Origin of the sequence: Paenibacillus shirakamiensis, assembly GCF_017874255.1 — a bacterium.
Classification (GTDB): Bacteria; Bacillota; Bacilli; order Paenibacillales; family Paenibacillaceae; genus Fontibacillus; species Fontibacillus shirakamiensis.
The window spans coordinates 907,493-929,662 of record NZ_JAGGLD010000001.1; the positions used below are offsets into that span (position 1 = coordinate 907,493).

19 protein-coding genes are annotated in these 22,170 nt (G+C 44.6%); 10 read left to right on the forward strand and 9 right to left on the reverse strand.

Going from position 1 to position 22,170, the window contains the following annotated elements; all coding sequences use genetic code 11:
- Positions 1–71: 71 nt before the first annotated feature.
- The 3 genes from J2Z69_RS04400 to J2Z69_RS04410 all read left to right on the forward strand — a co-directional run bounded on the left by J2Z69_RS04400 (position 72) and on the right by J2Z69_RS04410 (position 4,331).
- A complete protein-coding gene (locus J2Z69_RS04400; RefSeq protein ID WP_209859503.1) occupies positions 72–1,922 on the forward strand; it encodes a hypothetical protein in 1,851 nt (616 codons plus the stop codon).
- A gap of 179 nt (positions 1,923–2,101) precedes the next feature.
- Positions 2,102–3,520, forward strand: a complete 1,419-nt coding sequence (locus tag J2Z69_RS04405) for an amino acid permease (protein WP_245338940.1) — start codon at positions 2,102–2,104, stop codon at positions 3,518–3,520.
- A gap of 160 nt (positions 3,521–3,680) precedes the next feature.
- The gene (locus J2Z69_RS04410; protein WP_245339053.1) at positions 3,681–4,331 is read left to right on the forward strand and encodes a spore coat protein; all 651 of its coding nucleotides are present in this window, start codon (positions 3,681–3,683) and stop codon (positions 4,329–4,331) included.
- Positions 4,332–4,513: 182 nt separating this feature from the next.
- Here J2Z69_RS04410 and J2Z69_RS04415 read toward each other — a convergent pair whose 3' ends face one another.
- The 3 genes from J2Z69_RS04415 to J2Z69_RS04425 form a co-directional block, all read right to left on the reverse strand.
- Positions 4,514–5,284 (reverse strand): YqcI/YcgG family protein, encoded by a 771-nt coding sequence (locus tag J2Z69_RS04415; protein WP_209859507.1) that lies wholly within the window; start codon positions 5,282–5,284, stop codon positions 4,514–4,516.
- 87 nt (positions 5,285–5,371) lie between these two features.
- On the reverse strand, positions 5,372–5,998 hold the full coding sequence (locus tag J2Z69_RS04420) for a LysE family translocator (protein WP_209859509.1): 627 nt from the start codon (positions 5,996–5,998) through the stop codon (positions 5,372–5,374).
- A 79-nt stretch (positions 5,999–6,077) separates the two neighbouring features.
- Positions 6,078–6,668 carry a DUF1989 domain-containing protein gene (locus J2Z69_RS04425; RefSeq protein ID WP_209859511.1) on the reverse strand — a complete coding sequence of 197 codons (591 nt, stop codon included), beginning with the start codon at positions 6,666–6,668 and terminating at the stop codon, positions 6,078–6,080.
- 278 nt (positions 6,669–6,946) lie between these two features.
- Between J2Z69_RS04425 and J2Z69_RS04430 the strand changes: the two genes are divergently transcribed.
- From J2Z69_RS04430 to J2Z69_RS04445, 4 genes are all read left to right on the forward strand, one after another.
- Complete coding sequence (locus J2Z69_RS04430) at positions 6,947–7,372, forward strand: DMT family transporter (RefSeq protein ID WP_209859513.1); 426 nt, start codon at positions 6,947–6,949, stop codon at positions 7,370–7,372.
- Between the two features lie 16 nt (positions 7,373–7,388).
- Positions 7,389–8,087, forward strand: coding sequence for a Crp/Fnr family transcriptional regulator (locus J2Z69_RS04435; RefSeq protein ID WP_209859515.1), 699 nt, complete (start codon positions 7,389–7,391; stop codon positions 8,085–8,087).
- A 20-nt stretch (positions 8,088–8,107) separates the two neighbouring features.
- Positions 8,108–8,575 carry a DMT family transporter gene (locus tag J2Z69_RS04440; protein ID WP_209859517.1) on the forward strand — a complete coding sequence of 156 codons (468 nt, stop codon included), beginning with the start codon at positions 8,108–8,110 and terminating at the stop codon, positions 8,573–8,575.
- An 82-nt stretch (positions 8,576–8,657) separates the two neighbouring features.
- Positions 8,658–9,059 carry an NUDIX hydrolase gene (locus tag J2Z69_RS04445; protein ID WP_209859519.1) on the forward strand — a complete coding sequence of 134 codons (402 nt, stop codon included), beginning with the start codon at positions 8,658–8,660 and terminating at the stop codon, positions 9,057–9,059.
- Positions 9,060–9,150: 91 nt separating this feature from the next.
- On the opposite strand, the gene chrA is transcribed toward J2Z69_RS04445, so the two are convergent.
- The 6 genes from chrA to J2Z69_RS04475 form a co-directional block, all read right to left on the reverse strand.
- Complete coding sequence (chrA, locus tag J2Z69_RS04450; RefSeq protein WP_209859520.1) at positions 9,151–9,687, reverse strand: chromate efflux transporter ChrA; 537 nt, start codon at positions 9,685–9,687, stop codon at positions 9,151–9,153.
- Between the two features lie 3 nt (positions 9,688–9,690).
- The gene (gene chrB / locus J2Z69_RS04455) at positions 9,691–10,269 is read right to left on the reverse strand and encodes a chromate efflux transporter ChrB (protein ID WP_281069365.1); all 579 of its coding nucleotides are present in this window, start codon (positions 10,267–10,269) and stop codon (positions 9,691–9,693) included.
- A gap of 36 nt (positions 10,270–10,305) precedes the next feature.
- Complete coding sequence (chrS, locus tag J2Z69_RS04460) at positions 10,306–10,791, reverse strand: chromate efflux transcriptional regulator ChrS (protein ID WP_209859524.1); 486 nt, start codon at positions 10,789–10,791, stop codon at positions 10,306–10,308.
- 1,045 nt (positions 10,792–11,836) lie between these two features.
- Complete coding sequence (locus J2Z69_RS04465) at positions 11,837–12,151, reverse strand: alpha-helical endospore appendage domain-containing protein (RefSeq protein ID WP_209859526.1); 315 nt, start codon at positions 12,149–12,151, stop codon at positions 11,837–11,839.
- A 48-nt stretch (positions 12,152–12,199) separates the two neighbouring features.
- Positions 12,200–13,252 carry a glycosyltransferase gene (locus J2Z69_RS04470; protein ID WP_281069366.1) on the reverse strand — a complete coding sequence of 351 codons (1,053 nt, stop codon included), beginning with the start codon at positions 13,250–13,252 and terminating at the stop codon, positions 12,200–12,202.
- A 128-nt stretch (positions 13,253–13,380) separates the two neighbouring features.
- Positions 13,381–18,891, reverse strand: coding sequence for a beta strand repeat-containing protein (locus tag J2Z69_RS04475; RefSeq protein ID WP_209859530.1), 5,511 nt, complete (start codon positions 18,889–18,891; stop codon positions 13,381–13,383).
- A 100-nt stretch (positions 18,892–18,991) separates the two neighbouring features.
- Between J2Z69_RS04475 and J2Z69_RS04480 the strand changes: the two genes are divergently transcribed.
- The 3 genes from J2Z69_RS04480 to J2Z69_RS04490 are packed head-to-tail and all read left to right on the forward strand — an operon-like array spanning position 18,992 to position 22,085.
- Positions 18,992–20,515, forward strand: a complete 1,524-nt coding sequence (locus J2Z69_RS04480; RefSeq protein ID WP_209859532.1) for a glycosyltransferase — start codon at positions 18,992–18,994, stop codon at positions 20,513–20,515.
- 29 nt (positions 20,516–20,544) lie between these two features.
- Positions 20,545–21,405, forward strand: coding sequence for a class I SAM-dependent methyltransferase (locus J2Z69_RS04485; RefSeq protein ID WP_209859533.1), 861 nt, complete (start codon positions 20,545–20,547; stop codon positions 21,403–21,405).
- Positions 21,406–21,407: 2 nt separating this feature from the next.
- A complete protein-coding gene (locus J2Z69_RS04490) occupies positions 21,408–22,085 on the forward strand; it encodes a class I SAM-dependent methyltransferase (RefSeq protein WP_245338942.1) in 678 nt (225 codons plus the stop codon).
- Positions 22,086–22,170 lie beyond the last annotated feature (85 nt).

Sequence of the window (22,170 nt, forward strand, 5' to 3'; positions counted from 1 at the left end):
CGCCAATATCCGATAAAATGAGACAGGAACTAAAAAGTTCCTGAATTTACTAAGGAAAGTGAGGGAAATTAATGAGAAAGTTCTCTTGGCCCGTTCTTGTTTTGCTATGTTTCAGCTCATTTTTACTGATGGGTTTTGATTATGGCAAGCATAACGTCAAGGCAACATGGGTATGGCAGACTGGGCTTATTGAGAACGGTGGCGGCAAGTTATTGGATTTTGCGGTGAACCAGGAGGTGAATACACTTTTCCTACAGATTGATAAGTCTATCCCGAATGCAGTCTACGGTACGTTTATTGCTAATGCTACCAAGCGAGGTATTGCAGTTCATGCTTTAGATGGGAGTGCAGACTGGGCACTTACTGAGAATAAGAATAAACTGACGGATATGGTAGATTGGGTTGCTACTTATAATGCTCAAGCTGCAAACGATCAGAAATTTAAAGGACTTCATCTTCGAATTGAAGCTTATAATCTACCGGAGTGGACAGCTTCATCAGGGGCGATTACTACGGCGTGGAGAGCAAACCTCCAGTCGTTCGTCACTGCTACGAATACAAAGTTACCTGGACTTGAGACAGGCATAGATCTTCCATATTGGCTAAAAGGCACAAAAATGCCAGGTGGGGATCCAACATTACAATGGTTCTTTAATACGTTTGGACATATTGCTATTTTAGATTACCGAACAGATGTGTATAGCACAAATGGCATAATTAATAGTGTGAAAAGCCAAGTGCAGATGGCGACTTCACTCAAGAAATCGATACTTATAGCTATTGATACACGTGAGAATATCCAAGATCCGACATCTACATTTTATGGAAAGGCTGCACAATTGATTGACGATTCCTTATGGGAAGTCAATGATCAGTTCGGTGGACAGGGTTCTTATGCGGGTACAGCGGTTCATGATATTTCAGGTTGGGCAGCGATGTTTGACACGAATCTATCTTCAGGGGGAACGACGACACCACCAGTAGTCACTCCACCAACGACACCTACACCCGATCCGACACCGACGCCCAAACCCGATCCAACGCCGACGCCAGATCCTGTTCCACCGGTAGTCACTCCTCCAGCGACGCAGGTTCCGAGTCCTGCTCCAGTGAAGCGAAGTTCTTATATCAGAGCTACATACGTTTGGGAAGCTTCGGATGCTATAGATCGCTCGGCCGAACTTTTGCAATTTGCAAAGACAAAGAAGATTAATCTTTTGTATTTGCATATAGATACAGATTATCCTTTTTCTGCTTATCGGCCATTTATTAAGAAAGCTGCTGCTGCTGGAATTGAAGTTCACGCCATGGGAGGGCGTGGAAATATGGCTTTTACAGAAAACCGTGATCAAATCACCAAATTGATTAATTACGTTAAGAATTACAATCGTCAAGCCGATGCAGATGAACGATTGTTTGGTCTTCATTTTGATATTGAGCCTTGGGTTCTTCCCGAATGGTTCACGGATACGGATCGACTCATTCGAGAGTGGACAGGCAATATGAATTATTACGTGGCTGAACTAAAGAAAGACTCTACGCTACAGACCAGTGTAGATATTTCTGCCTGGTTAGATCGCTTCGTTGTAAAAGATGAAGGTAACGTATCTTTAAGTAAGTGGTTCATTGCTAAAATGGACCATGTGACGATCATGGATTTCCGTAACTTTGCCGTAGGTAGCGGTGGCATTGTGGATATGGCTTCGCAAGAGCTTGCATTTGCTGATGCATTAGGTAAGCCCTTGATTTTAGCTGTAGAATCCAAGGAGAGTAATGAGGGGGCACATGTTAGCTTCTTTGCTCTCGGTAGTGCTTTTATGGAGAGTGAATTAGGGAAGCTCCCCACTCTGCTAAGCAGCCATAAGTCTTTTACAGGTATAGCAGTGCATGCCTATGAATATTGGAAAGCTCTAAAACCTTAAATTACAGTATTAAGTTATACATTATAAATACAATATAGACCCTCTATTGTCCGAATATGGATGAAGAGGGTTTCTTTGTTAGATCAAAATTTCAATGTTCATGTAAGTAGATGGATAAAACATGGATAAAAAAACTGCCACTCACTCATGCTAGATCTATCTAAAGGAGTGAGAGGAATTTGGCAACTACAAAGCAACCGAATCGTTTTAGACCCTCAGCAAAATCAAAGCACCACAGTCATTCCATCAGAGAAAATTCTTCTTCCACAGCAGATAAAGCAAATTCATCGAACACCCCGACTATAACCTGGTGGCAGTTTGCTTTGTTTGGAGGCGGGTGTACAGTAGGAACGGCATTTTTCTTAGGTTCAAGTCTCGCGATTCAAAAAAGTGGTTACCTCGTGTTACCGCTCTTTGCCCTAGTCGCAATCGTAACTTATTTTGTCTACGATGCGTTAGCACGGATGACAGCCAATCAGCCAGAAAAGGGTTCGTTCCGAACATATGCGAAGCAGGCTTTTGGAAGATGGGCAGGATTCAGCAATGGGTGGGTGTACTGGGCATCAGAAATGCTTATTTTAGGAGCCTCTTTGACTGCATTAGGTTTGTTTTCGAGATTTTGGTTCCCCGCTGTACCCTTATGGATTTTTGCCACGGGATATGCCGTTCTTGCCCTCTTGGTTGTTATCTTAGGTTCACAAGGGATTAATAAAGCCGAGAACATGTTCGCTATCGTAAAAATTGCAGCGGTACTTATGTTCATTGGGGTTGCTGGAGTTGCGGTATTTCAAGGGGGAAAAGAAGTTGTACCGTTACCCAAAACTACGGATGCATGGCTTAAGGGAGGCTGGACCGGGGCATGGAAGGGGCTACTCTATAGCTTTTATGCTTTTAGCGGGATAGAAGTTATGGGCTTTATGGCGATGAACTTAAAAAATCCTAAGGATGCTCCAAAATCAGGGCGCATTATGTTGATAGCGATTGCCGTTCTTTATATATTATCCATTGGACTTGCAATGATGTTCGTTCCGATCGAATCTGTAACGCAGGAAGAGAGTCCTTTAATATTGGCTCTCGAAGCTATAGGTATTAAAATGCTCGTTCATATTCTGAACGGAGTATTGATTATTGCGGGTTTCTCTATCCTTGTAGCTTCTTTGTATGGGGTCTCGACCATGTTGGTTACATTATCAGAAGATGGCGATGCACCGAAGTTACTCTCGAAAAGCTGGGGGAAGCGGAAGTTACCCATATATGCATTAGGCATGAATGCGATTGGAATGAGTGTATCTATTCTCATGGCGTTATGGATTCCCAAGCAAATCTTTGAACATATTGTAACTGCAGGCGGACTCGTACTCCTCTATGTCTGGTTATTCATCGTAGCTTCGTATCTCAAGCTACTGAAGCCAAGTGTATGGGGACAAGTTAAATCGTGGTTCGCTATCCTTATTCTACTCTTGGCCGCTTTAGGTGCTTTGCTAGAGCCTGCGGGAAGAACAGGGTTTTGGACGAGCCTTGTTATTGTAGCCATTATCGCTTCAGTTACGGTGGGAATGCAGTTCAAGTGGAAGAAAGAGGAGAAAAAGACAGCTTAAGGTTTTACCTTTAATACAGCTTACTATGCATCCGAAATCCTCCCAACCAATATTTTCATCGTATTGTCTATTGCTTTATATCTCACAATAAATGGGTTCACTAATAGACAATTCAAGGAGGTTGACCGCATTGCAGCACTATAACCCTCAAGGCCATTCATTGTATGGACAACAACCGTCTAGCCAGCCCTATGTACCTCAGAATTCGCAAGCGTCTAATCACGGGGGACATGAATTTTTTGATATGCATGAGCTATTAGGAGGCACGATCTCCATTCTAGATCAATATATGATCTTCCGTCCGTATGTACAGGAGCCTGAACTCCTTCAGATTCTGGACCGCCAGTACCAATTCATCTTGTCCCAATATAATCTGACTGTAGAAGCCTTTTATACTGGGCAGAAACCAACGCATGAGACTTCCACCTATATGATGCAGCAGCCAACTCATGTTACTTATGGCATCAAACCAAGCCAACCGAAGAAACCGAATCAATCTCTTGCTGACGTCAAAGATGCTGGAATTAGTGGGTATATGTTAGGGTTAATTAAATCCAATGCATCGTTACTGACCATGTCGGCGGTAGAAATGACAAATCCGGTCGTTCGCCGTGTGATTGCTTCCCAGGTTGAGAATTATATTGAAATGGCTTATGAGATCTTTTTGTATCAAAACAAACAAGCTTATTATCAAGTTCCCCAGCTTCAGCAACAAGATATGCAGAGCATGACGAATTCGTATATTCAAGGCACCTACACTCAACCTTCCAATAACAATCGTTCAGGCAATGGACCTATGCGTTTTCAATAGTAAAATTCTTATTCACTGCTTTCCATTGGAACGCTCCTATTAGACAGGATGTACATTGTTAAAAGAGAAATACACAAGCAAGAACCTGTTCCAGATACATTTCACATGTCAAATGCACCCCTAGCAGAGATAAGCAGACACCATAAGGTGAACTTATCCCGCTCTGGGGTGCATTCTTGTTATTACTGGAATATTTGTCCTAGTGCTTTCATTTTATTCTTCATGCGAGTATAGGGACATTTAGAAGGTCCACTCTCGTCATCACGCAAAAAATATTGTTTCCATTCATGGTTGTCAGGCTGCCCATACCACTTCAGCGAAGGATGAGCAGGAATGCCATCGTAAGCTTCCAGCTTTTTGCGTATCAGCTTTTTCATGTTTCTTCCTGAGGCGGTAGAATCATTAATTTCTTCGAATACCCAGCGGGGTTGAAAAGCGACTAAAAATGTTGAGAAACTCCGACTTTTCCGGTGTTCATGGGCGGGCGTGGCGCAAAAGGCGAAGTAAGGCTGGCCGCTATGGCAATATTCCCAAGTATGATCTTCAGGATCTGTAGAAATCTCCTCAGGCCAGGGTACTTCATCTGTAGAACTTACTCGCCGAAGCAGCGACCAGAAGAGGTCCTCATAATCTTCCACGTCATGTCCATCAAGCAATTCGGAAGGGGTCTCATAAAATAACACTAACGATGCAAATTTTCCTGTTTGTCTTGAGCAGTCTCCATATGCCTTTAACAATTCTCCGGTCTGAGTAGCGGCACAATCTGTTCTTGGGTCAACCACAAATCCAAATCGGAGATTATCATTCACAAATCCCTGACGTCCAGGGACACATGGATACGTGCCTTCAGGGTTATCAATCATCTGGGTAAATTGTTCAAACGCCTTTTGCTGCCAAGCTGGAAGCTCACCAATATGTTCATCCAACCAGCTTTTTGTGCGCAGTATAGTCATGGGTGTCTCCTCCTTACAACATTCAAGACAATATATGAGGAGGAGATGAGTTGGGTGTATGTACAGTTCGGGCGAAGTATGCCTATTTTAATGAATCAGCATGAGATACGCTTGATAGCCAAAATAAAATCCAAAACCAATCATTGAAAGACCCGCAAACACAGAAATATAGCGTAATACGGCTACATTCGCATACCGGTGAAATGAACTAGCTACCACGGACATGATTAAGTCCCATAGGACAATTCCTGTGAAAATGCCTAAGGTGTTCCACAAAATTTGGGTGGTTCCCTGTTCCTGCAAGCTCTGTGCGAGAACCGAGCCGTAAATGCCTAGCCAGAATAAAATGCTTAATGGATTCATGATAGATAGCAAAAAGCCCGATTTGAAGGAGCCAAAAGAGGAGACAGAACTTCTTGTATCTGAAATGTTAGCTTTATTGAGGTTCCGCAGTGTATCTATCCCCGTATAAATCAAGACAAAAGCGCCAAATAACCACAGAAACGTCTTCATAAACGGTGTATCCAGAAAGTGAGCCACACCAAAATAAATGAGCAGCATATACAAAATATCAGCAATCATGCCGCCAAACCCTACAAGCCAAGCATGTTTGAATCCATAGCGCGCTCCTCGGTCAATTTGAGCTGCGTTAATAGGGCCTACGGGTATAGACAAGGACAGACCTAGAATTACATACGTCATAAAAGCATTCATCAGATAAACATCCCCTAGAATTATAATGACAAGAATAGGTACAAGTCATTGTATTCAGGGGATGTCCTATTTAGAAGAATTATCTAATCTCAATCAAAATGGGCGTACAGTGGAATCCGTTGCAGACACTCTCTGATGTAGGACAGGCCGAGACACCTATAATTAAATCATCTTCCGCACGAAGCTCAATATAATCTCCGGCTCTAGATAGGGGACGCTCTACGGTAATCTGTCCATCCGGATGAATTACGGTATTCATGAACAAATTGAATGGATAATGCTGCTCTGGAGCCGGAATGCCAAATCCACCAATGGCGAGGTTAAGATTGTTATAGCAGCTGGCATGGTCCTTTTTGTCATACAAGAATTGATACATCTCTGGTCGGCAAGCTGAATTAATAAAATCATGTTTGCCTACCTGGTCAGTAACAACAGTCAGCATAGGTGTATATTTGCTACTATAAATAATATCGCCGGGCTGTACATTCATTTTACGAAGGGCATCCATCGTAATTGTAGGATCTAGGCGCTCATTCGTATCCTCAGACCGATAGGCTACGAAGTCTACGACTTGCTCACCCTCTACATCGGTTACTCGTACAATTTGACCTTTGGCTAAAGTAAAACCCAGTCCTTGCATTGCCGGAATGAGCCACTGATTCGTCGTCATCTGTTATTCCTCGCTCCTTATTCAAAGATTCTGTTAGTATGTCCCTTGCGTATTGGAATTATAGAATGAATCAAGCGGTTTACAAATTCAAGATTACCCATCGAGATGCCATCATCGAGGCGTATAAGAAAATACATATTTCTGTAATCTAATTAAGAAGCTATTTCTAAAAGGAGTAGCTTCTTTTCTATTCCATAAGTTTAGGACATATGTCCTTTTCCTTGCTTATGAATTATCATTTAATAATGGAGACAACTACATAGAGGAGAGAGACAGAGATGAAGGGGATTATATTTGCATTTCTAGGCGGGGCTTGCATCACGTTACAAGGAGTAGCCAATGCAAGAATCAGTCAAGATATTGGGACATGGCAAGCCGCTACGCTAACGCAATTAACAGGATTTTTAATGTCACTATTTATTTTACTTTGGGTAAGGGATGGGAAGCGCGAGCAATTTACTAAGGTTAAGCCGATGTACCTCTTTGGAGGAGCATTTGGGGCTATTATTATATTCAGCGAGGTTACGGCAATTCAACAGGTGGGCGTTACGTTTACCATCTCTGCACTGCTCATTGCACAGCTGGGGCTTACATTCCTCATTGATATTAGAGGATGGTTCGGTGTGGTAAAGCAGCATATGAAATTTCCCCAGTTTGTTGGCATTGGGATGATGATTGCTGGCGTAATCATTATGAAATTTTAGGGGAGGAAGACACGCCGTGAAAGAAAACCTGGACCGAACACAACTGGATATGTATCTGAAAGCACACCAAATGGAGAACGTCTTTCATCCTCCCTTAAGGGAGTACTTATCACTGATGGATTATGAGCCAGGTGAACTGATCTGTTCCAAAGGAGAACAACCTCAATATCTATACGTGTTGATGAAAGGTAAAATTAAAATTCATACTAGCTCTGCCGAAGGGAAGACGCTCATTCTATCGTTCAAATCCCCACTTGAAGCTATCGGAGATATTGAATATATCCAAGGCGCGGAATTTCTGAATACCGTTCAAGCGGTCACACCCGTAACCATGATTGCCATTCATCACCGCTGGCTGAACAAGTACGGTAAAGAGCATCCTCCATTGTTGCAATTTTTACTTGAGATAATAACTCAGAAATTCTATATCAAAAGCAATCTGCTCAGCTTTAATTTAATGTATCCTGTGGAAGTTAGGCTGGCGAGCTATCTATTGTCCGTGTCTGTGGATGATTCGGATGTGCTAATTACAGGCAACCGAAGTGTATTTAACCTGTTAGATGTCGCAAATCTAATCGGCACTAGCTACAGACATTTAAACCGTGTCATGCAAAAATTTGGTGAAGAGGGTCTGGTAGAGCGCCACCGCGGGTTCATTCGGATCTTAGATAAAGAACGTCTTCGGGCGATTGCCAATCATAACATCTACGAATAAAAAAAGGAGAGATGATCGTCATGATTATGGGTCTATTCCTAGCCCTACTGGCTGGAGCCTTGGTTAGTATACAAAATATATTTAATACGAAAGTGAACGAACAAGGAGGAGCTTGGGCCACAACCACACTTGTTCTTGGCATGGGTTTCCTTGCTTCGCTACTTATGAATGTTATGTTCAACGGTAGACATGCATTACAACTCTCACATATGCAGCCCTGGTATTGGATTAGTGGTCTCATTGGGGTGGGGGTAGTCATCTGTCTAATGCAGGGGATGAAATTGCTTGGGCCAACCTATGCCATTTCCATTGTACTTACAGCACAGCTAGGATTTGCACTTTTATGGGATTCCATGGGCTGGTTAGGACTTGTTAAAGTTCCATTCACGCTGAATCAACTTCTGGGAGTTCTTATTATTGTAGGGGGGATTATCGTCTTCAAATTTGGAGGGGTAAATAAATCTAAGGATCACCCTAAGCCCCTTTAAGGCAAGAACAGGAATGAGCAAAGGTACGGATAAATCTTATTGATTAAAAGTATAGCATCGTAGAAAAGGAGAAGGTTTGTTCATGGCACATATTATAGATAAAATTGCTTGGATTCATTTAGAGAATCATAAAGTACTAGTTGCACGTTCCAAGGATAAGGAGACATTCTATCTTCCAGGGGGAAAAAGAGAAGTAGGCGAGCATGACATGGACACCTTAGTCCGTGAAATTGAAGAGGAACTTTCAGTTCATATTCAGCCCGAATCAGCAGCAATGCTGGGTATATTTGAAGCCAAAGCTGACGGGAAGTCTGTTGATGTAAAGGTGAACATGACCTGCTATACTGCGGATTATACGGGTGACCTAGCACCTGCTTCTGAGATCGAAGAGATTCAATACTTCTCGTATGAAGATAGGCACCGTGTCTCTGCTGTCAGTCAACATATATTTGATGAGTTACGCAAAAGAGGTTGGTTGCAGTAAAATATTTAACTACAAAGGGCAACTTATCCCTAAACATACCAAGGGATAAGTTGCTTTTGTTTTATACAACATCACTTTAGGTAGTCTGTAGTTAACTTCTACCGAGAAAAAAACCTCCATACACAAAAGCGGCGAGGATTACAAAGGCAGGATGAACTTTACGCCTTAGCATCAGCCAATAGGCTATTAGAGCAATGGAAGCGAACTGAATTATTCCAATAGAAAGAATAGACTCTTTCGAACTTTGCCAAGTGAGGAGGAACATCATGACCGCAATGACGGGTTGTACTAAAAACGTCATTCCTTTGACTACGGAAGAATGTTTATATTTTTGCAATATCCGAATGAGAATGATCAAAGCGATTGCTGAAGGAACAACCGTAGCTGTGAGTGCTACTAGTACTCCGAGCCAACCGGCAATATCATACCCTACAAAGGCTGCTATTTTGGTAGCAATCGGACCCGGGAGAGCGTTCCCTAGCGCTAACATATTCGAAAATTCGGAAGGCGTTAGCCAATGATAATGAGTCACGACCTCCTCATACATTAGCGGAATGGAAGAGGGACCCCCTCCATAGCCAAATACATTAGCAAGAAAAAATCCAATGATGAGTTGAATCAGATCCATCTTTTATTCATCACCCTTCTTCGCTCGTGTTCCTTTGAGCCTCGCAACGAGTCTAAAGTGTATGGATCCATAAGCGAGGGCAATGATGATGACTATCGCTGGATGTACGTTAACTAATTGTAAGAGGACAAACGATACCAAAATAAAGGAAAGAGCAGCATAGATGCCTAGACCTTTAACTGCTTTTTCCCCGAATTCATAGCACATCTGCGCCAGCATAATGGCCACTACGGGCACCACGGCGGCTATCATCCCCTTAATAATAGGGGACGTGCTAAAGAAGTTAATAAATGCATAAAGTGCAATCATAGCGATGGAACTTGGCAGGATATGAGCTAATATTCCCATGAGAGCTCCGGGTCCTTTTTTCAATCGATATCCAAGATATGCTGCAAGCTTCGTAGCTATAGGTCCCGGAAGGGCATTGGCAATTGCAAGAACGTCACCAAATTCCTCATCTGTAACCCACCCATATCGAATGACCGCTTCATAGCGAATTAATGGAACAGTAGATGGGCCACCGCCGTATCCAAGGATGCCGGTTCGTGCCATAGCTGCACTAAGTTCCCAGTAGGTTTTCATAGTCATTTCTCCAATCTAACGTCATCATGTAGTAAGTTAAAGCCGAATGCCCATACGACTCTTATATCGCTTAATTAGAATCTGACAATCTACTCCTGTCACGCCTTCGGTACGATAGAGCTTGTTCTGAAGGAAATTCTCCATATCCGTATGATTCAAAAATAGACCGTGCATATGTAACTTGCTTGGACCCGACATGTGATAGAGACTAGTCACCTCCGGCTCTTCTCCAAGTGCATCGGCAACTTGCATGAGATAACGAGGTTCCACATCCACATTAAAGAAGGCAGAGACCGTGATGCCTAGATGAGCAGGATTTAGAATACAAGCAAAACGTTCAATCGTACCGTTCTCGATCAAAGCTTGAACACGCATTTGAACAGCAACACGAGATAATCCAACTTCTTTAGCAATATCCGTGTACGAAGCTCTCCCATTATGATTCAGGATCGTTATTAATTTTCGGTCCATATCATCAATTTTATGTAGGGGAGAATGAGGATCGGATTGAGGGGAATTCATCATAAAACCTCCTTTTATAATTAACATAACGTAAGCAATAGTTAATTTATAATTTCAGTATGTATAATATACTGGATTTAAACTTACGAAATCAACAATTCTTTAATGATATTAGACGTCAGACCTCTAATTGTATTAGACATCAGAAAATCATATCAAAGACGATATGGCGCTAGTATACCCGCATTTCATCAAGTTAGGCGAGAATGAAAGCAAACAAAAAGCCCCTATACTCTATTGAACAGAGTGTAGGAGCTAACTTTTCTTAGATCGATGCAAGATATTCTTTAGATTTGGAATCTGGGATGAAAGCCAGACATTACTTGGGACAGCGTGAACCTTAATTTTGAGTGTAGTTCTTGTAGTAGTGGTGTTCGAAGTAACGGGGATTCTTTGCGATATTTTATTGCGTGTATAAGCTCTAGGTAATTGAAGAATGCGGGTATTATATTCGAAAGTCATCCTAATTTTATTTATAATATTTATTAAATCATCCGGATAGGGACTAATTCTTTTTATTTTGTGCAGAAGTCTCTTCAATGTAGACTGGCTCTGTATTTGCAGTATGAGATATTCCTTACTTCTATGTTGGGATGGATATCCGACCCAAGACGGATGAAGTTGTAGCCTCAGAATACAGTGTGCGTTTTCGGCTATAGTAAGCATGACTTCAGGATACCTATTCCACTTCTGATTCTCACTTACTATGCTAAGGAGGACTTGCAAGGCTTGGTAATTCCACTGTAGAATTGAGAACTCTAACATTTCACAAGATTGTCTCATCTGATCCGTAGGGCCATTAAATTGGCAGACATGACTAGGTGTGAAGTTATATCTATCTATCGTCTGATACAAAATCCGGGTGATGTTCTCGGTATTTCTAACTACGGATTGGAGCAAAGGAAGGAATAGTGGGGGGAAGGGGGACATGGAAATATTGCAGAGCATTCGATTTATAGTTTCTTGTGAGGTAATTAATGAGGCAATAGCCATGTTCATCTCTATAATGGAGTCCATCTGCAGCTCATGATCTGTCATAGAGTTGTTATTCGTCATCATCTTCGGACCATTCCAGATCTGACGGTTCGAATTGAAGAATGTCCTGAAGTCTAAGTTGAGACAGAACTTGACTGCAGGCTACGCCACGGATGATTTTCTCAAGGCTAGTATTCAATTGGAGTACTTGTTGCAGTTCTACATTAGGTTCTTCAAGAAAACGGTGAATGATCTCACCTTCGCCTTTCAAAATCTGAGACAATGCGATTTCTTCTCTAACTAGGGAAGTAAGTATCATTTGAATCACTTCGGATTGCGTCAGAGATTGAATTGAATCTAGATTGGGGCTAATTGGACTTTGCATGACTTCACTCCCTTCAATTGTATGTTACGAAAGAGATTACGAAAGACGTCAATTCGCTGATTCAGCAAAGTACTGTTCATTATACAAAACGCTAGGATGGTCAGGATAATAGATTTTGGCCATCTGATGATGAAGAAGAGCACTCTCCCTTTGGCCGAGGCGGTCATGGCATAGACAAAGCTGAATGTGAGGGACCCATGTTGTATTTGATCGATCATGTATACTCATCGACGATGATTCCGACCGATCGCTAAAAATAGCTTGGCGATACCAATATACAGCTTGATCGAATTGATTTGAAGCGACGAATAGATTGCCCATACGACAGCAGAATTCAGGTCTTGGCTTGTCATAGGTTAATGTTCTTAGAAGCGCTAGCTTTTGTTGGAGTATCTGGCCCAATCTTGCATAACAATCCGACAGCTTCAAACAGGCTGCAATACGATCTTCAATCCACCCCTGTTCAAGATCCAGATATTTCTCATACTGATAACAGGCTTCTTCTAATCTTCCGTGATCATAGAGTTCATTACCAAAATAGTACTCATCACGTTCTGTGAAGACGGTGCCTTCTTCTTTACGCTGGAGATATAGTTTTAGATTCCGGTCCGTATAGGCTCGTTCTTTTTTATGTGTGATGCTCATTGTACTATGCAGGATATTGCCGGAGACCGCGAGATACTCATGGACAAAACCAATCCACTGAAAGTTACGATCTCTACGAACTAATCGATTTCGTTTCAATGTATATAGTGGAAGGCCCTGATTATCTTTTGAAAGGATATAATCCATAGTTATGCTATCGTAAGTAAGATCGGAGGACTGCTTCCAGGTCTGAAATTGTTGGTGATCATCGACTTCAAGTACATCATCAGCATCCAGCCAAAATATATAATCTTTCGTAGCCTGAGCAAAAGCAAAATTACGAGCAGCTGCGAAATCATTCTCCCAAGTGTAATGAAAGACTTGAGCCTTATAATCTTCGGCTATTTGACAGGTTTTGTCGTTCGAACCCGTATCCACAATGATTATTTCATCAATTAGATTGGTTACTGATTTCAAGCAACGGGGTAGGGTCTCTTCCTCATTTCTGACAATCATACATAAGCTCACTGTAATCAAGGCTTAAGAATCCCCCTCGAAAAAGCGTATTTAGTGTTCATACTATGGCGCAGTCATCACAAATATGTGTCGAATGTATTCATAAGGAGCAGCGCTGCACCATAGAGTTAGGTAGAAACGTATTCAATGACAATCATAGCGCTGGTTCCTCCAGCTAAGGTCAAGGTAACGCCTGACACAACAAATTGTAGGTTGCCCGCAGCTGTCACCCGGAACAGGAGAGAAGCAACGATTTCTCCACCCGCTACAATTAAAGGGAAGGAATAACTTCCGGGACTCGGTGTCGCTGTTCCTGTAAATGAAGGAGACACGGTAGATAAAAGTGAGGTCGCAGCTGTACTTAAGACTAAACTTACTTTATATACACCTGGTTGTGTTAACCCAAAAGTAGTATTGTTCACAACGGTAACATTGCTACCAAAGGATGTGCCAGCAACTGTAAAGTTAATAGATCCTCCACTTAGAACGGTTGCTGTACCGGTATTTGTTCGGCTTAATGCACTTACTAATCCACCTTGAGCACCTGTAGCTCCAGTAATACCATCTGTACCTGTAGCTCCCGTACTCCCCGTGCCCATGGCTCCGGTGGGTCCCGTAATTCCAATGACTCCAGTTGGGCCGGTAGGACCTGTAGTTCCTGTCGCACCAGTCGTACCGGCTCCGGTAATTCCTGTTGGGCCTGTTATTCCTGAGACGCCAGTATTCCCTGTATTCCCTGTATTTCCAGTTACACCAGTGAGACCGATAGAGCCTGTGGCACCTGTATTCCCAGGTACTCCCGTAGTTCCCGTAGCTCCGGTAACACCTGTAATCCCAGTAATACCCACAGAGCCAGTGATTCCTGTAGCTCCCGTAGTTCCCGTATCTCCAGTGTTGCCCGTTGCACCTGTTGGACCAGCAATTCCTATGGTTCCGGTAATTCCAGTATTACCTGTTGCGCCTGTAATACCTGTAGTTCCCGTAACCCCAGTATTGCCGGTTATGCCAGTAGAGCCAGTGACTCCAGTAGCACCTGTGTTACCCGTAACTCCTGTTGGCCCCGTAATACCTGTATTTCCGATAAGCCCTGTAACACCAGTGAGGCCCGTAGAGCCGGTTATTCCTGTAACGCCTGCAACGCCTGTATTACCCGTAGCGCCTATTGATCCAGTGACTCCTGTAGCTCCAATTGGGCCAGTAAAGCCAGTGATTCCTGTAACTCCTGTATTACCTGTTACACCTGTTGGACCGGCGCCTCCTGTGATTCCGGTGAGGCCTGTCGAGCCAGTAATTCCAGTGGTTCCTGTAGCACCTGTGTTGCCCGTTGGGCCTGTTGATCCGGCACTTCCAGTGATTCCGGTAATCCCAGTAGCCCCTGTGAGACCCGTAGAGCCGGTTATTCCAGTAGTTCCAGTAATGCCTGTAGCCCCGGAACTTCCGGTTGCACCTGTTGATCCGGTGACTCCAGTAGCTCCAGTTGTACCTGTAAAACCAGTGATTCCTGTAATTCCTGTGTTGCCCGTTATACCAGTTGGACCGGCACTTCCTGTGGTTCCAGTGATCCCAGTATTCCCGGTGAGACCTGTCGAGCCAGTAATTCCAGTGATTCCTGTAGCACCAGTGTTGCCCGTTGGGCCTGTTAGTCCGGCACTTCCTGTGGTTCCGGTAATCCCAGTAGCCCCAGTGAGACCCGTAGCGCCAGTGACTCCTGTAGTTCCAGTAAAGCCTGTAGCCCCTGTCGATCCGGTGACTCCAGTGGTACCCGTTATGCCAGTTGGACCGGCACTTCCTGTGGTACCGGTAATCCCAGTTGGACCGGCGATTCCTGTGTTTCCAGTAATCCCCGTAGTACCGGTGAGACCTGTCGAGCCAGTAATTCCATTGATTCCCGTAGTACCAGTGATTCCTGCAGCACCTGTGTTGCCCGTTGGGCCTGTTAGTCCGGCACTTCCTGTGGTTCCGGTAATCCCAGTAGCACCAGTGACTCCTGTAGTTCCAGTAAAGCCTGTAGCCCCGGTAATGCCTGTTGCACCTGTCGATCCGGTGACTCCAGTGGTACCTGTATCTCCAGTATTGCCCGTTACGCCTGTTGGACCGGCGATTCCTGTGGTTCCGGTGATTCCAGTAGTACCGGTGAGACCTGTCGAGCCAGTAATTCCAGTGATTCCTGTAGCACCAGTGTTGCCCGTTGGGCCTGTTAATCCAGCGCTTCCTGTGATTCCGGTAATCCCAGTAGCCCCAATAAGACCCGTAGCGCCTGTTGATCCAGTGACTCCATTAGTTCCAGTGGGACCTGTAAATCCAGTGATTCCTATAGCACCAGTGAGACCCGTAGAGCCAGTGACTCCTGTAGTTCCAGTAATGCCTGTTGCACCTGTCGATCCGGTGACTCCAGTGGTACCCGTTGGACCTGTAAAACCAGTGATTCCCATAACTCCTGTGTTGCCCGTAATTCCAGTAGCCCCAGTGACACCTGTTGAGCCCGTAATTCCAGTAGTTCCAGTAATGCCTATAGCCCCAGTATTGCCGGTTGCGCCTGTCGATCCTGTGACTCCAGTGTTACCCGTTATGCCAGTTGGACCGGTGCTTCCTGTGGTTCCGGTGATCCCAGTAGCCCCTGTGAGACCCGTAGAGCCAGTAATGCCTGTAGCCCCAGTATTGCCTGTTGCACCTGTCGTTCCGGTGACTCCAGTGGTACCCGCATCTCCAGTAATTCCTGTATTGCCCGTTACGCCAGTTGGACCGGCGATTCCTGTGGTTCCAGTGATCCCAGTAGCCCCTGTGAGACCCGTAGAGCCGGTTATTCCTGTAGTTCCAGTGATGCCTGTAGCCCCGGAATTTCCTGTTGCGCCTGTTGATCCAGTGACTCCAGTAGCTCCAGTTGGACCTGTAAAACCAGTGATACCTGTAGCACCAGTGTTGCCCGTAATGCCAGTTGGACCGGCGCTTCCCGTGGTTCCGGTAGCCCCAGTAGCCCCAATGAAACCCGTAGCGCCAGTGACTCCAGTAGTACCCGTATCTCCTGTAATTCCTGTATTGCCTGTTACGCCTGTTGGACCCGTAATACCTCCGATTCCCGTAATCCCAGTAGCCCCAGTGACACCTGTTGAGCCCGTAATTCCAGTAATGCCTGTAGCCCCAGTATTACCGGTTGCGCCTGTCGATCCGGTGACTCCAGCGGTACCCGCATCTCCAGTGCTGCCCGTTATGCCAGTTGGACCGGCGATTCCTGTGGTTCCGGTGATTCCAGTAGTACCGGTGAGACCCGTAGAGCCTGTTATTCCTGTACCACCAGTGTTGCCCGTTATGCCAGTTGGACCGGCGCTTCCCGTGGTTCCGGTAGCCCCAGTAGCCCCAATGAGACCCGTAGCGCCAGTGACTCCAGTAGTACCCGTATCTCCTGTAATTCCTGTATTGCCTGTTACGCCTGTTGGACCCGTAATACCTCCGATTCCCGTAATTCCAGTAGCTCCAGTGACACCTGTAAAGCCAGTAATTCCTGTAGCACCAGTGTTGCCCATAATCCCAGTGTTACCCGTAGCACCAGTGTCGCCCGTTATGCCAGTTGGACCGGCGCTTCCTGTAGTTCCGGTAATCCCAGTAGTCCCTGTGAGACCTGTCGAGCCAGTAATTCCAGTGATTCCCGTAGCACCAGTGTTGCCCGTTATGCCAGTTGGACCGGCGCTTCCTGTGGTTCCGGTAATCCCAGTAGCCCCTATGAGACCCGTAGCGCCTGTTGATCCATTGACTCCAGTAGCTCCAGTTGGACCTGCAAAACCAGTGATTCCTGTAGCACCAGTGTTGCCGGTTATGCCAGTTGGACCGGCGCTTCCTGGGGTTCCGGTAATGCCAGTAGCCCCAATGAGACCTGTAGAGCCAGTGACTCCTGTAGTTCCAGTAATGCCTGTAGCCCCGGTAATGCCTGTTGCACCTGTCGATCCGGTGACTCCAGTGGTACCCGTATCTCCAGTGTTGCCCGTTGGGCCTGTTGGACCGGCGCTTCCTGGGGTTCCGGTGATTCCAGTATTCCCGGTGAGACCTGTCGAGCCAGTAATTCCGTTGATTCCCGTAGCACCAGTGTTGCCCGTAGTGCCTGTTGATCCGGCACTTCCAGTGATTCCGGTAATTCCAGTAGCCCCAATGAGACCCGTAAAGCCGGTTGATCCAGTGACTCCAGTAGCTCCCGTTGGACCTGTAAAACCAGTGATTCCTATAACTCCTGTGTTGCCCGTTATTCCAGTAGCGCCAGTGGGACCTGTAAAGCCAGTAATTCCTAAAGCACCAGTGAGACCCGTAGAGCCAGTGACTCCTGTAGTTCCAGTAATGCCTGTAGCACCTGTCGATCCGGTGACTCCAGTGGTACCCGTTATGCCAGTTGGACCGGCACTTCCTGTGGTTCCAGTGATTCCAGTAGTCCCTGTGAGACCTGTCGAGCCAGTAATTCCCATAGCACCAGTGTTGCCCGTAGAGCCTGTTATTCCTGTAGCCCCGGTATTGCCTGTTGCACCTGTCAATCCGGTGATTCCTGTACCACCAGTGTTGCCCGTTACGCCTGTTGGACCGGCACTTCCAGTGGTTCCAGTGATCCCAGTAGCCCCTGTGAGACCCGTAGAGCCAGTGATTCCCGTAATTCCATTTGTGCCAGTGAAACCCGTATAGCCGGTTATTCCTGTAGTTCCAGTGATGCCTGTAGCCCCAGTATTTCCTGTTGCGCCTGTTGATCCAGTGATTCCAGTAGTACCCGTATCTCCTGTAATTCCTGTATTGCCTGTATTGCCTGTTACGCCTGTTGGACCCGTAATACCTCCGATTCCTGTATTTCCAGTAGCTCCAGTGACACCTGTAAAGCCAGTAATTCCTGTAGCACCAGTGTTGCCCGTAGCCCCAGTGAGACCAGTAAAGCCAGTGACTCCTGTAGCTCCAGTAATGCCTGTAGCCCCGGTATTGCCTGTAACGCCTATTGGTCCGGCGCTTCCTGTGATTCCAGTGATTCCTGTAGAGCCGGTTATTCCTTTAGCACCAACAATACCCGTTATACCTGTTGATCCAGTGACTCCCATAGCTCCAGTGGGACCTGTAAAGCCAGTGATTCCAGTAGTTCCCGTAGCACCTGAGTTACCCGTTAAGCCTGTCGAACCGGTAATCCCTGTAGCTCCTGAAACGCCGGTATTACCCGTTACTCCTGTTGATCCAGTAATCCCTGTAATTCCATTAACCCCAGCTGCCCCTGCGGCTCCATTAGCACCAGCAAGACCTGTAGAGCCAGTCATTCCTGTGGCTCCAGTACCGCCGATAGAACCTGTCGTGCCTTTTCTTCCTCTAGGTCCTCTAAGCCTCCAAGGATAGTCACGTTTATAATTCCTAACTCCACTTTGACGTAATAAAAATTGGGACTCATTGCACAACAGAATTTCTTGTATAACGGTGTAGTCGATCAGGTTTTTAAGGTTATGGTTCAAGTCAAGTAACTCTGAAAGAGGCGCAGAAGGGAAAAGGCTTGATTTAAGGCCAGTCGCATATTGAACTTGATGGGCTTCCTTTTCAAGAGTTGAACTAAGCTCTAATTCCTGCAAAGCTATACGCGCTAACAATTGTTGTATGTAACGCTGATCTATATTGTCCGGTGTAAATCTATCCATGACCATGTCACTCCTTAATGCTGATCTTGCTAATTCAGCTTCTCAGCCCTTAAGGGCATCCTTACCTTTACTTTATTCTGGAGATCTTGAGGTGGGAACCATGTCACGTATTTTGATTGGTAGTCCGGTGTATCAGAGGCCTCCAATTCTAGAATTATTTCTAAATTCTCTTCATCGGTTAGAGAGTAGGGGGATAGATGTAGATTATTTGTTCGTCGATGACAATGTAGATACGGAATCAAGTAAGCTTTTACAGGACTTCTTCCATACACATCAGCCGAACTGTCATCCTCTTATCGAGGGATCCAAGCAGGAATATTATATAAGTAACGACATCACACATTTCTGGAATTCATCTTTAGTTGCCAAAGTCGCTCTGTTCAAAAATAAAATTCTTGACCTCGCACATCGGCTGGAATATGATGCTGTCTTTTTAGTAGATTCAGATCTGATCTTGCACCCATCGACCCTAGTTCAGCTTGTGGAATCTGAGAAAGATATCGTCTCTGAGATATTTTGGACCAGGTGGACACCAGAGAGTTCACTTTTACCTCAAGTATGGCTAAATGACGAATACAAACTGTACGCGCAAGCCCAGGGGGAGCAAATTACGTTTGAAGAACAGCAAATGAGAGAGCAGCAATTCCTATCTACCTTGAAACAGCCCGGGCTTTATGAAGTTGGAGGGCTAGGAGCTTGCACGCTTATCAGTCTAAAAGCACTTCAGCTAGGAGTTAATTTTTCTCCTATTCCGAATGTAACGTTTTGGGGCGAAGATCGGCACTTTTGCATCCGAGCTGCTGTGCTAGGTTGTGGACTGTACGTAGATACCCATTACCCCGCTCAACATCTGTACCGGGAAGAAGATATTCATAGGGCACAAGCTGAATTAAAGTCTCGAATTTTCCCACCGTCTGCATTACTAACCAAAGTCACATTAAGTATGACGGTTTTTAATGAAAAAGGAGGTAAGCTGGCTGATGTTCTTAGAAGTTACCGTGACATTATTGATGAAGCCGTAATTATCGATGATGGCAGTACAGATGGAAGTGGGGAGCTGTGCCAAGAAATCTTAGGGGATATTCCGTTAACCTTAGTGCGTAATGAACATGCTTCTTTTCACAATGAAATTTCTCTAAGAAAACAGCAATGGAGAGCCACCATAGCTACATCACCCGAATGGATTCTTTCTATGGATGCAGATGAAATGTTCGAACCCGCATTCAAGGAGGGAATACGTACACTTCTGAGGGGTACGCATGTAGATGCAGTTTGTTTTAGGTTATATGATATGTGGTCTGAGACGCATTACCGAAACGACGACTTTTGGAAAGCTCATGAATTCTACAGACCTTTTCTAGTTCGATATAATCCTTATTTTACTTACACGTGGAATGATCAATCCTTGCATTGTGGGCGTTTCCCTAATAACGTATTAGGACTTTCTCATATCCTCAGCTCTTACCGAGTTCAGCATTGGGGCTGGTATACACCAGAGATTCGAACGAGTAAATACGCACGGTACAAAAAATTGGATCCAGAAGCTCAATACGGCTGGATGGAGCAGTATGAATCCATTTTAGATCCTTTTCCAGTGCTTGAAGCATGGCGTTCAGAAGATTAATAAGACAAATGCCATTTAGGAGGAAAGCTATGACATGCAAACTTTGCTGTTCGCAGGACGTGCTACCTTTTTATAGCTACAATTCCTTTACATTAGTGCAGTGCCCAGACTGTAGACTTATCTATCAAGAGGACATGGAGAAGATAAATACCTTGAATATGCTATATGATACGTATAATATCCACTGGATTGCCATGAGAGATCACGCAGTTAGATCAACGTTTGGAGATCATGTAGCCTTTCAATTACTACTATTAGAGACATTCTCGCCGAAGAAGGGTCAACTGCTTGAAATCGGATCGGGTACGGGAGAATTTATGTACGCAGCCAAGCAGGCAGGGTGGAGTGTTACTGGTATTGAACCATCTCCGTTATCGCAGGCTTATGTCAAATCTAAATATGACATAGATCTTATCCCAAGCATCTCGAATCTTACGGAAAATGTTTCGCTTATCTCTCAAATGGAGGAAGGGAATACACAATATGATGTCATTGTATTCTGGCATGTGCTTGAGCATATCGATGAACCTTTACCTTTTTTGTCTGATATGCGTTCCAAGCTTAATCGATCAGGAAAAATGTATGTCAGTGTGCCCAATCAACATTCGTTCATTAATGAAGTGCTGGGTACATCCTCACCTTTATATACGGAAGCAGACCATCTCTACCATTATTCCGTAGCTAATCTATACTCTCTTTTCACTCAGGCTGATCTACATATCGATACGATATTTACGCGTCAGCTTCCAGAAGCTTTTTATGTGTTAGTAGATCAGCATACCGAATACCAAAAATACTCTTTTACTGAACGAATGGGCTTATTCGCCAAGGTTCAAGCAGAGCAACGCGGACATGAGATATGTTGTGTTATGAGTAAAAAGGAGGATTGATATTGTTGGAAAATATAGACTTAACAGATCCTTATATATCTCGCTTTTTTCACCAGAAAGATGTGTATACTCTTCATTTGATATACGATTTACCGGAAGCTTGGTGGAGTCGTCCTTACGAATATGAATGGTGCAAAAACTTCATCTCTAAGTATGACTGTGTGTTAGATGCGGCGTGCGGTATCCCTCATCCGTTGAAATTTTATTTAGCTAATCATTCCGCAGAGGTATTTGCTTGTGATGCAGACCCTCGGATTGCGTCAGCCGAGCAAATCTATGAAGAAATACGCTCAGACATTGGGGAGGAGGCCTGCAAGCTTATCGAACAACTAGATACCTCGAATTTATACCTGGAGCAAGGAAATATTGCTGCGCTTTCTTATGCGGATGAGACTTTTGACAAAATATTATGTATTTCCGTTCTCGAACATATGAACCTACCCGATCAACTTTGCGCTATGCAGGAATTCCATCGGACGTTGAAGAAACAGGGAACACTTTTAATTACCCTCGATTACCCTACGGTAGATCTGACACACTTTATTAATATATGTCTCTCTAGTGGATTTACCTTCGCCAAGGAACCTGATTGCAGGGTGCCGATAGAAGCACTGCATACAGATCTGTATGGAGGGCTCTACTGTTTCCGGGCTGTACTATTAAAAATAATGAACCTTTGAAGAAGATTACCTCAACAGGCAATCTTCTTTTTTTATGCAGGATTTAGTAATAATTTGTAGAATATTACATTTATATGTATACACA

Excerpts from the sequence above, each read along its gene's own strand:
- J2Z69_RS04400 (WP_209859503.1), top strand. The coding sequence starts at position 72 with ATGAGAAAGTTCTCTTGGCCCGTTCTTGTTTTGCTATGTTTCAGCTCA.
- J2Z69_RS04415 (WP_209859507.1), bottom strand. The coding sequence starts at position 5,284 with ATGACTATACTGCGCACAAAAAGCTGGTTGGATGAACATATTGGTGAG.
- J2Z69_RS04420 (WP_209859509.1), bottom strand. The coding sequence starts at position 5,998 with ATGAATGCTTTTATGACGTATGTAATTCTAGGTCTGTCCTTGTCTATA.
- J2Z69_RS04425 (WP_209859511.1), bottom strand. The coding sequence starts at position 6,668 with ATGACGACGAATCAGTGGCTCATTCCGGCAATGCAAGGACTGGGTTTT.
- J2Z69_RS04430 (WP_209859513.1), top strand. The coding sequence starts at position 6,947 with ATGAAGGGGATTATATTTGCATTTCTAGGCGGGGCTTGCATCACGTTA.
- J2Z69_RS04440 (WP_209859517.1), top strand. The coding sequence starts at position 8,108 with ATGATTATGGGTCTATTCCTAGCCCTACTGGCTGGAGCCTTGGTTAGT.
- J2Z69_RS04445 (WP_209859519.1), top strand. The coding sequence starts at position 8,658 with ATGGCACATATTATAGATAAAATTGCTTGGATTCATTTAGAGAATCAT.
- chrA (WP_209859520.1), bottom strand. The coding sequence starts at position 9,687 with ATGGATCTGATTCAACTCATCATTGGATTTTTTCTTGCTAATGTATTT.
- chrB (WP_281069365.1), bottom strand. The coding sequence starts at position 10,269 with ATGAAAACCTACTGGGAACTTAGTGCAGCTATGGCACGAACCGGCATC.
- chrS (WP_209859524.1), bottom strand. The coding sequence starts at position 10,791 with ATGAATTCCCCTCAATCCGATCCTCATTCTCCCCTACATAAAATTGAT.
- J2Z69_RS04465 (WP_209859526.1), bottom strand. The coding sequence starts at position 12,151 with ATGCAAAGTCCAATTAGCCCCAATCTAGATTCAATTCAATCTCTGACG.
- J2Z69_RS04470 (WP_281069366.1), bottom strand. The coding sequence starts at position 13,252 with ATGATTGTCAGAAATGAGGAAGAGACCCTACCCCGTTGCTTGAAATCA.
- J2Z69_RS04475 (WP_209859530.1), bottom strand. The coding sequence starts at position 18,891 with ATGGATAGATTTACACCGGACAATATAGATCAGCGTTACATACAACAA.
- J2Z69_RS04480 (WP_209859532.1), top strand. The coding sequence starts at position 18,992 with ATGTCACGTATTTTGATTGGTAGTCCGGTGTATCAGAGGCCTCCAATT.
- J2Z69_RS04485 (WP_209859533.1), top strand. The coding sequence starts at position 20,545 with ATGACATGCAAACTTTGCTGTTCGCAGGACGTGCTACCTTTTTATAGC.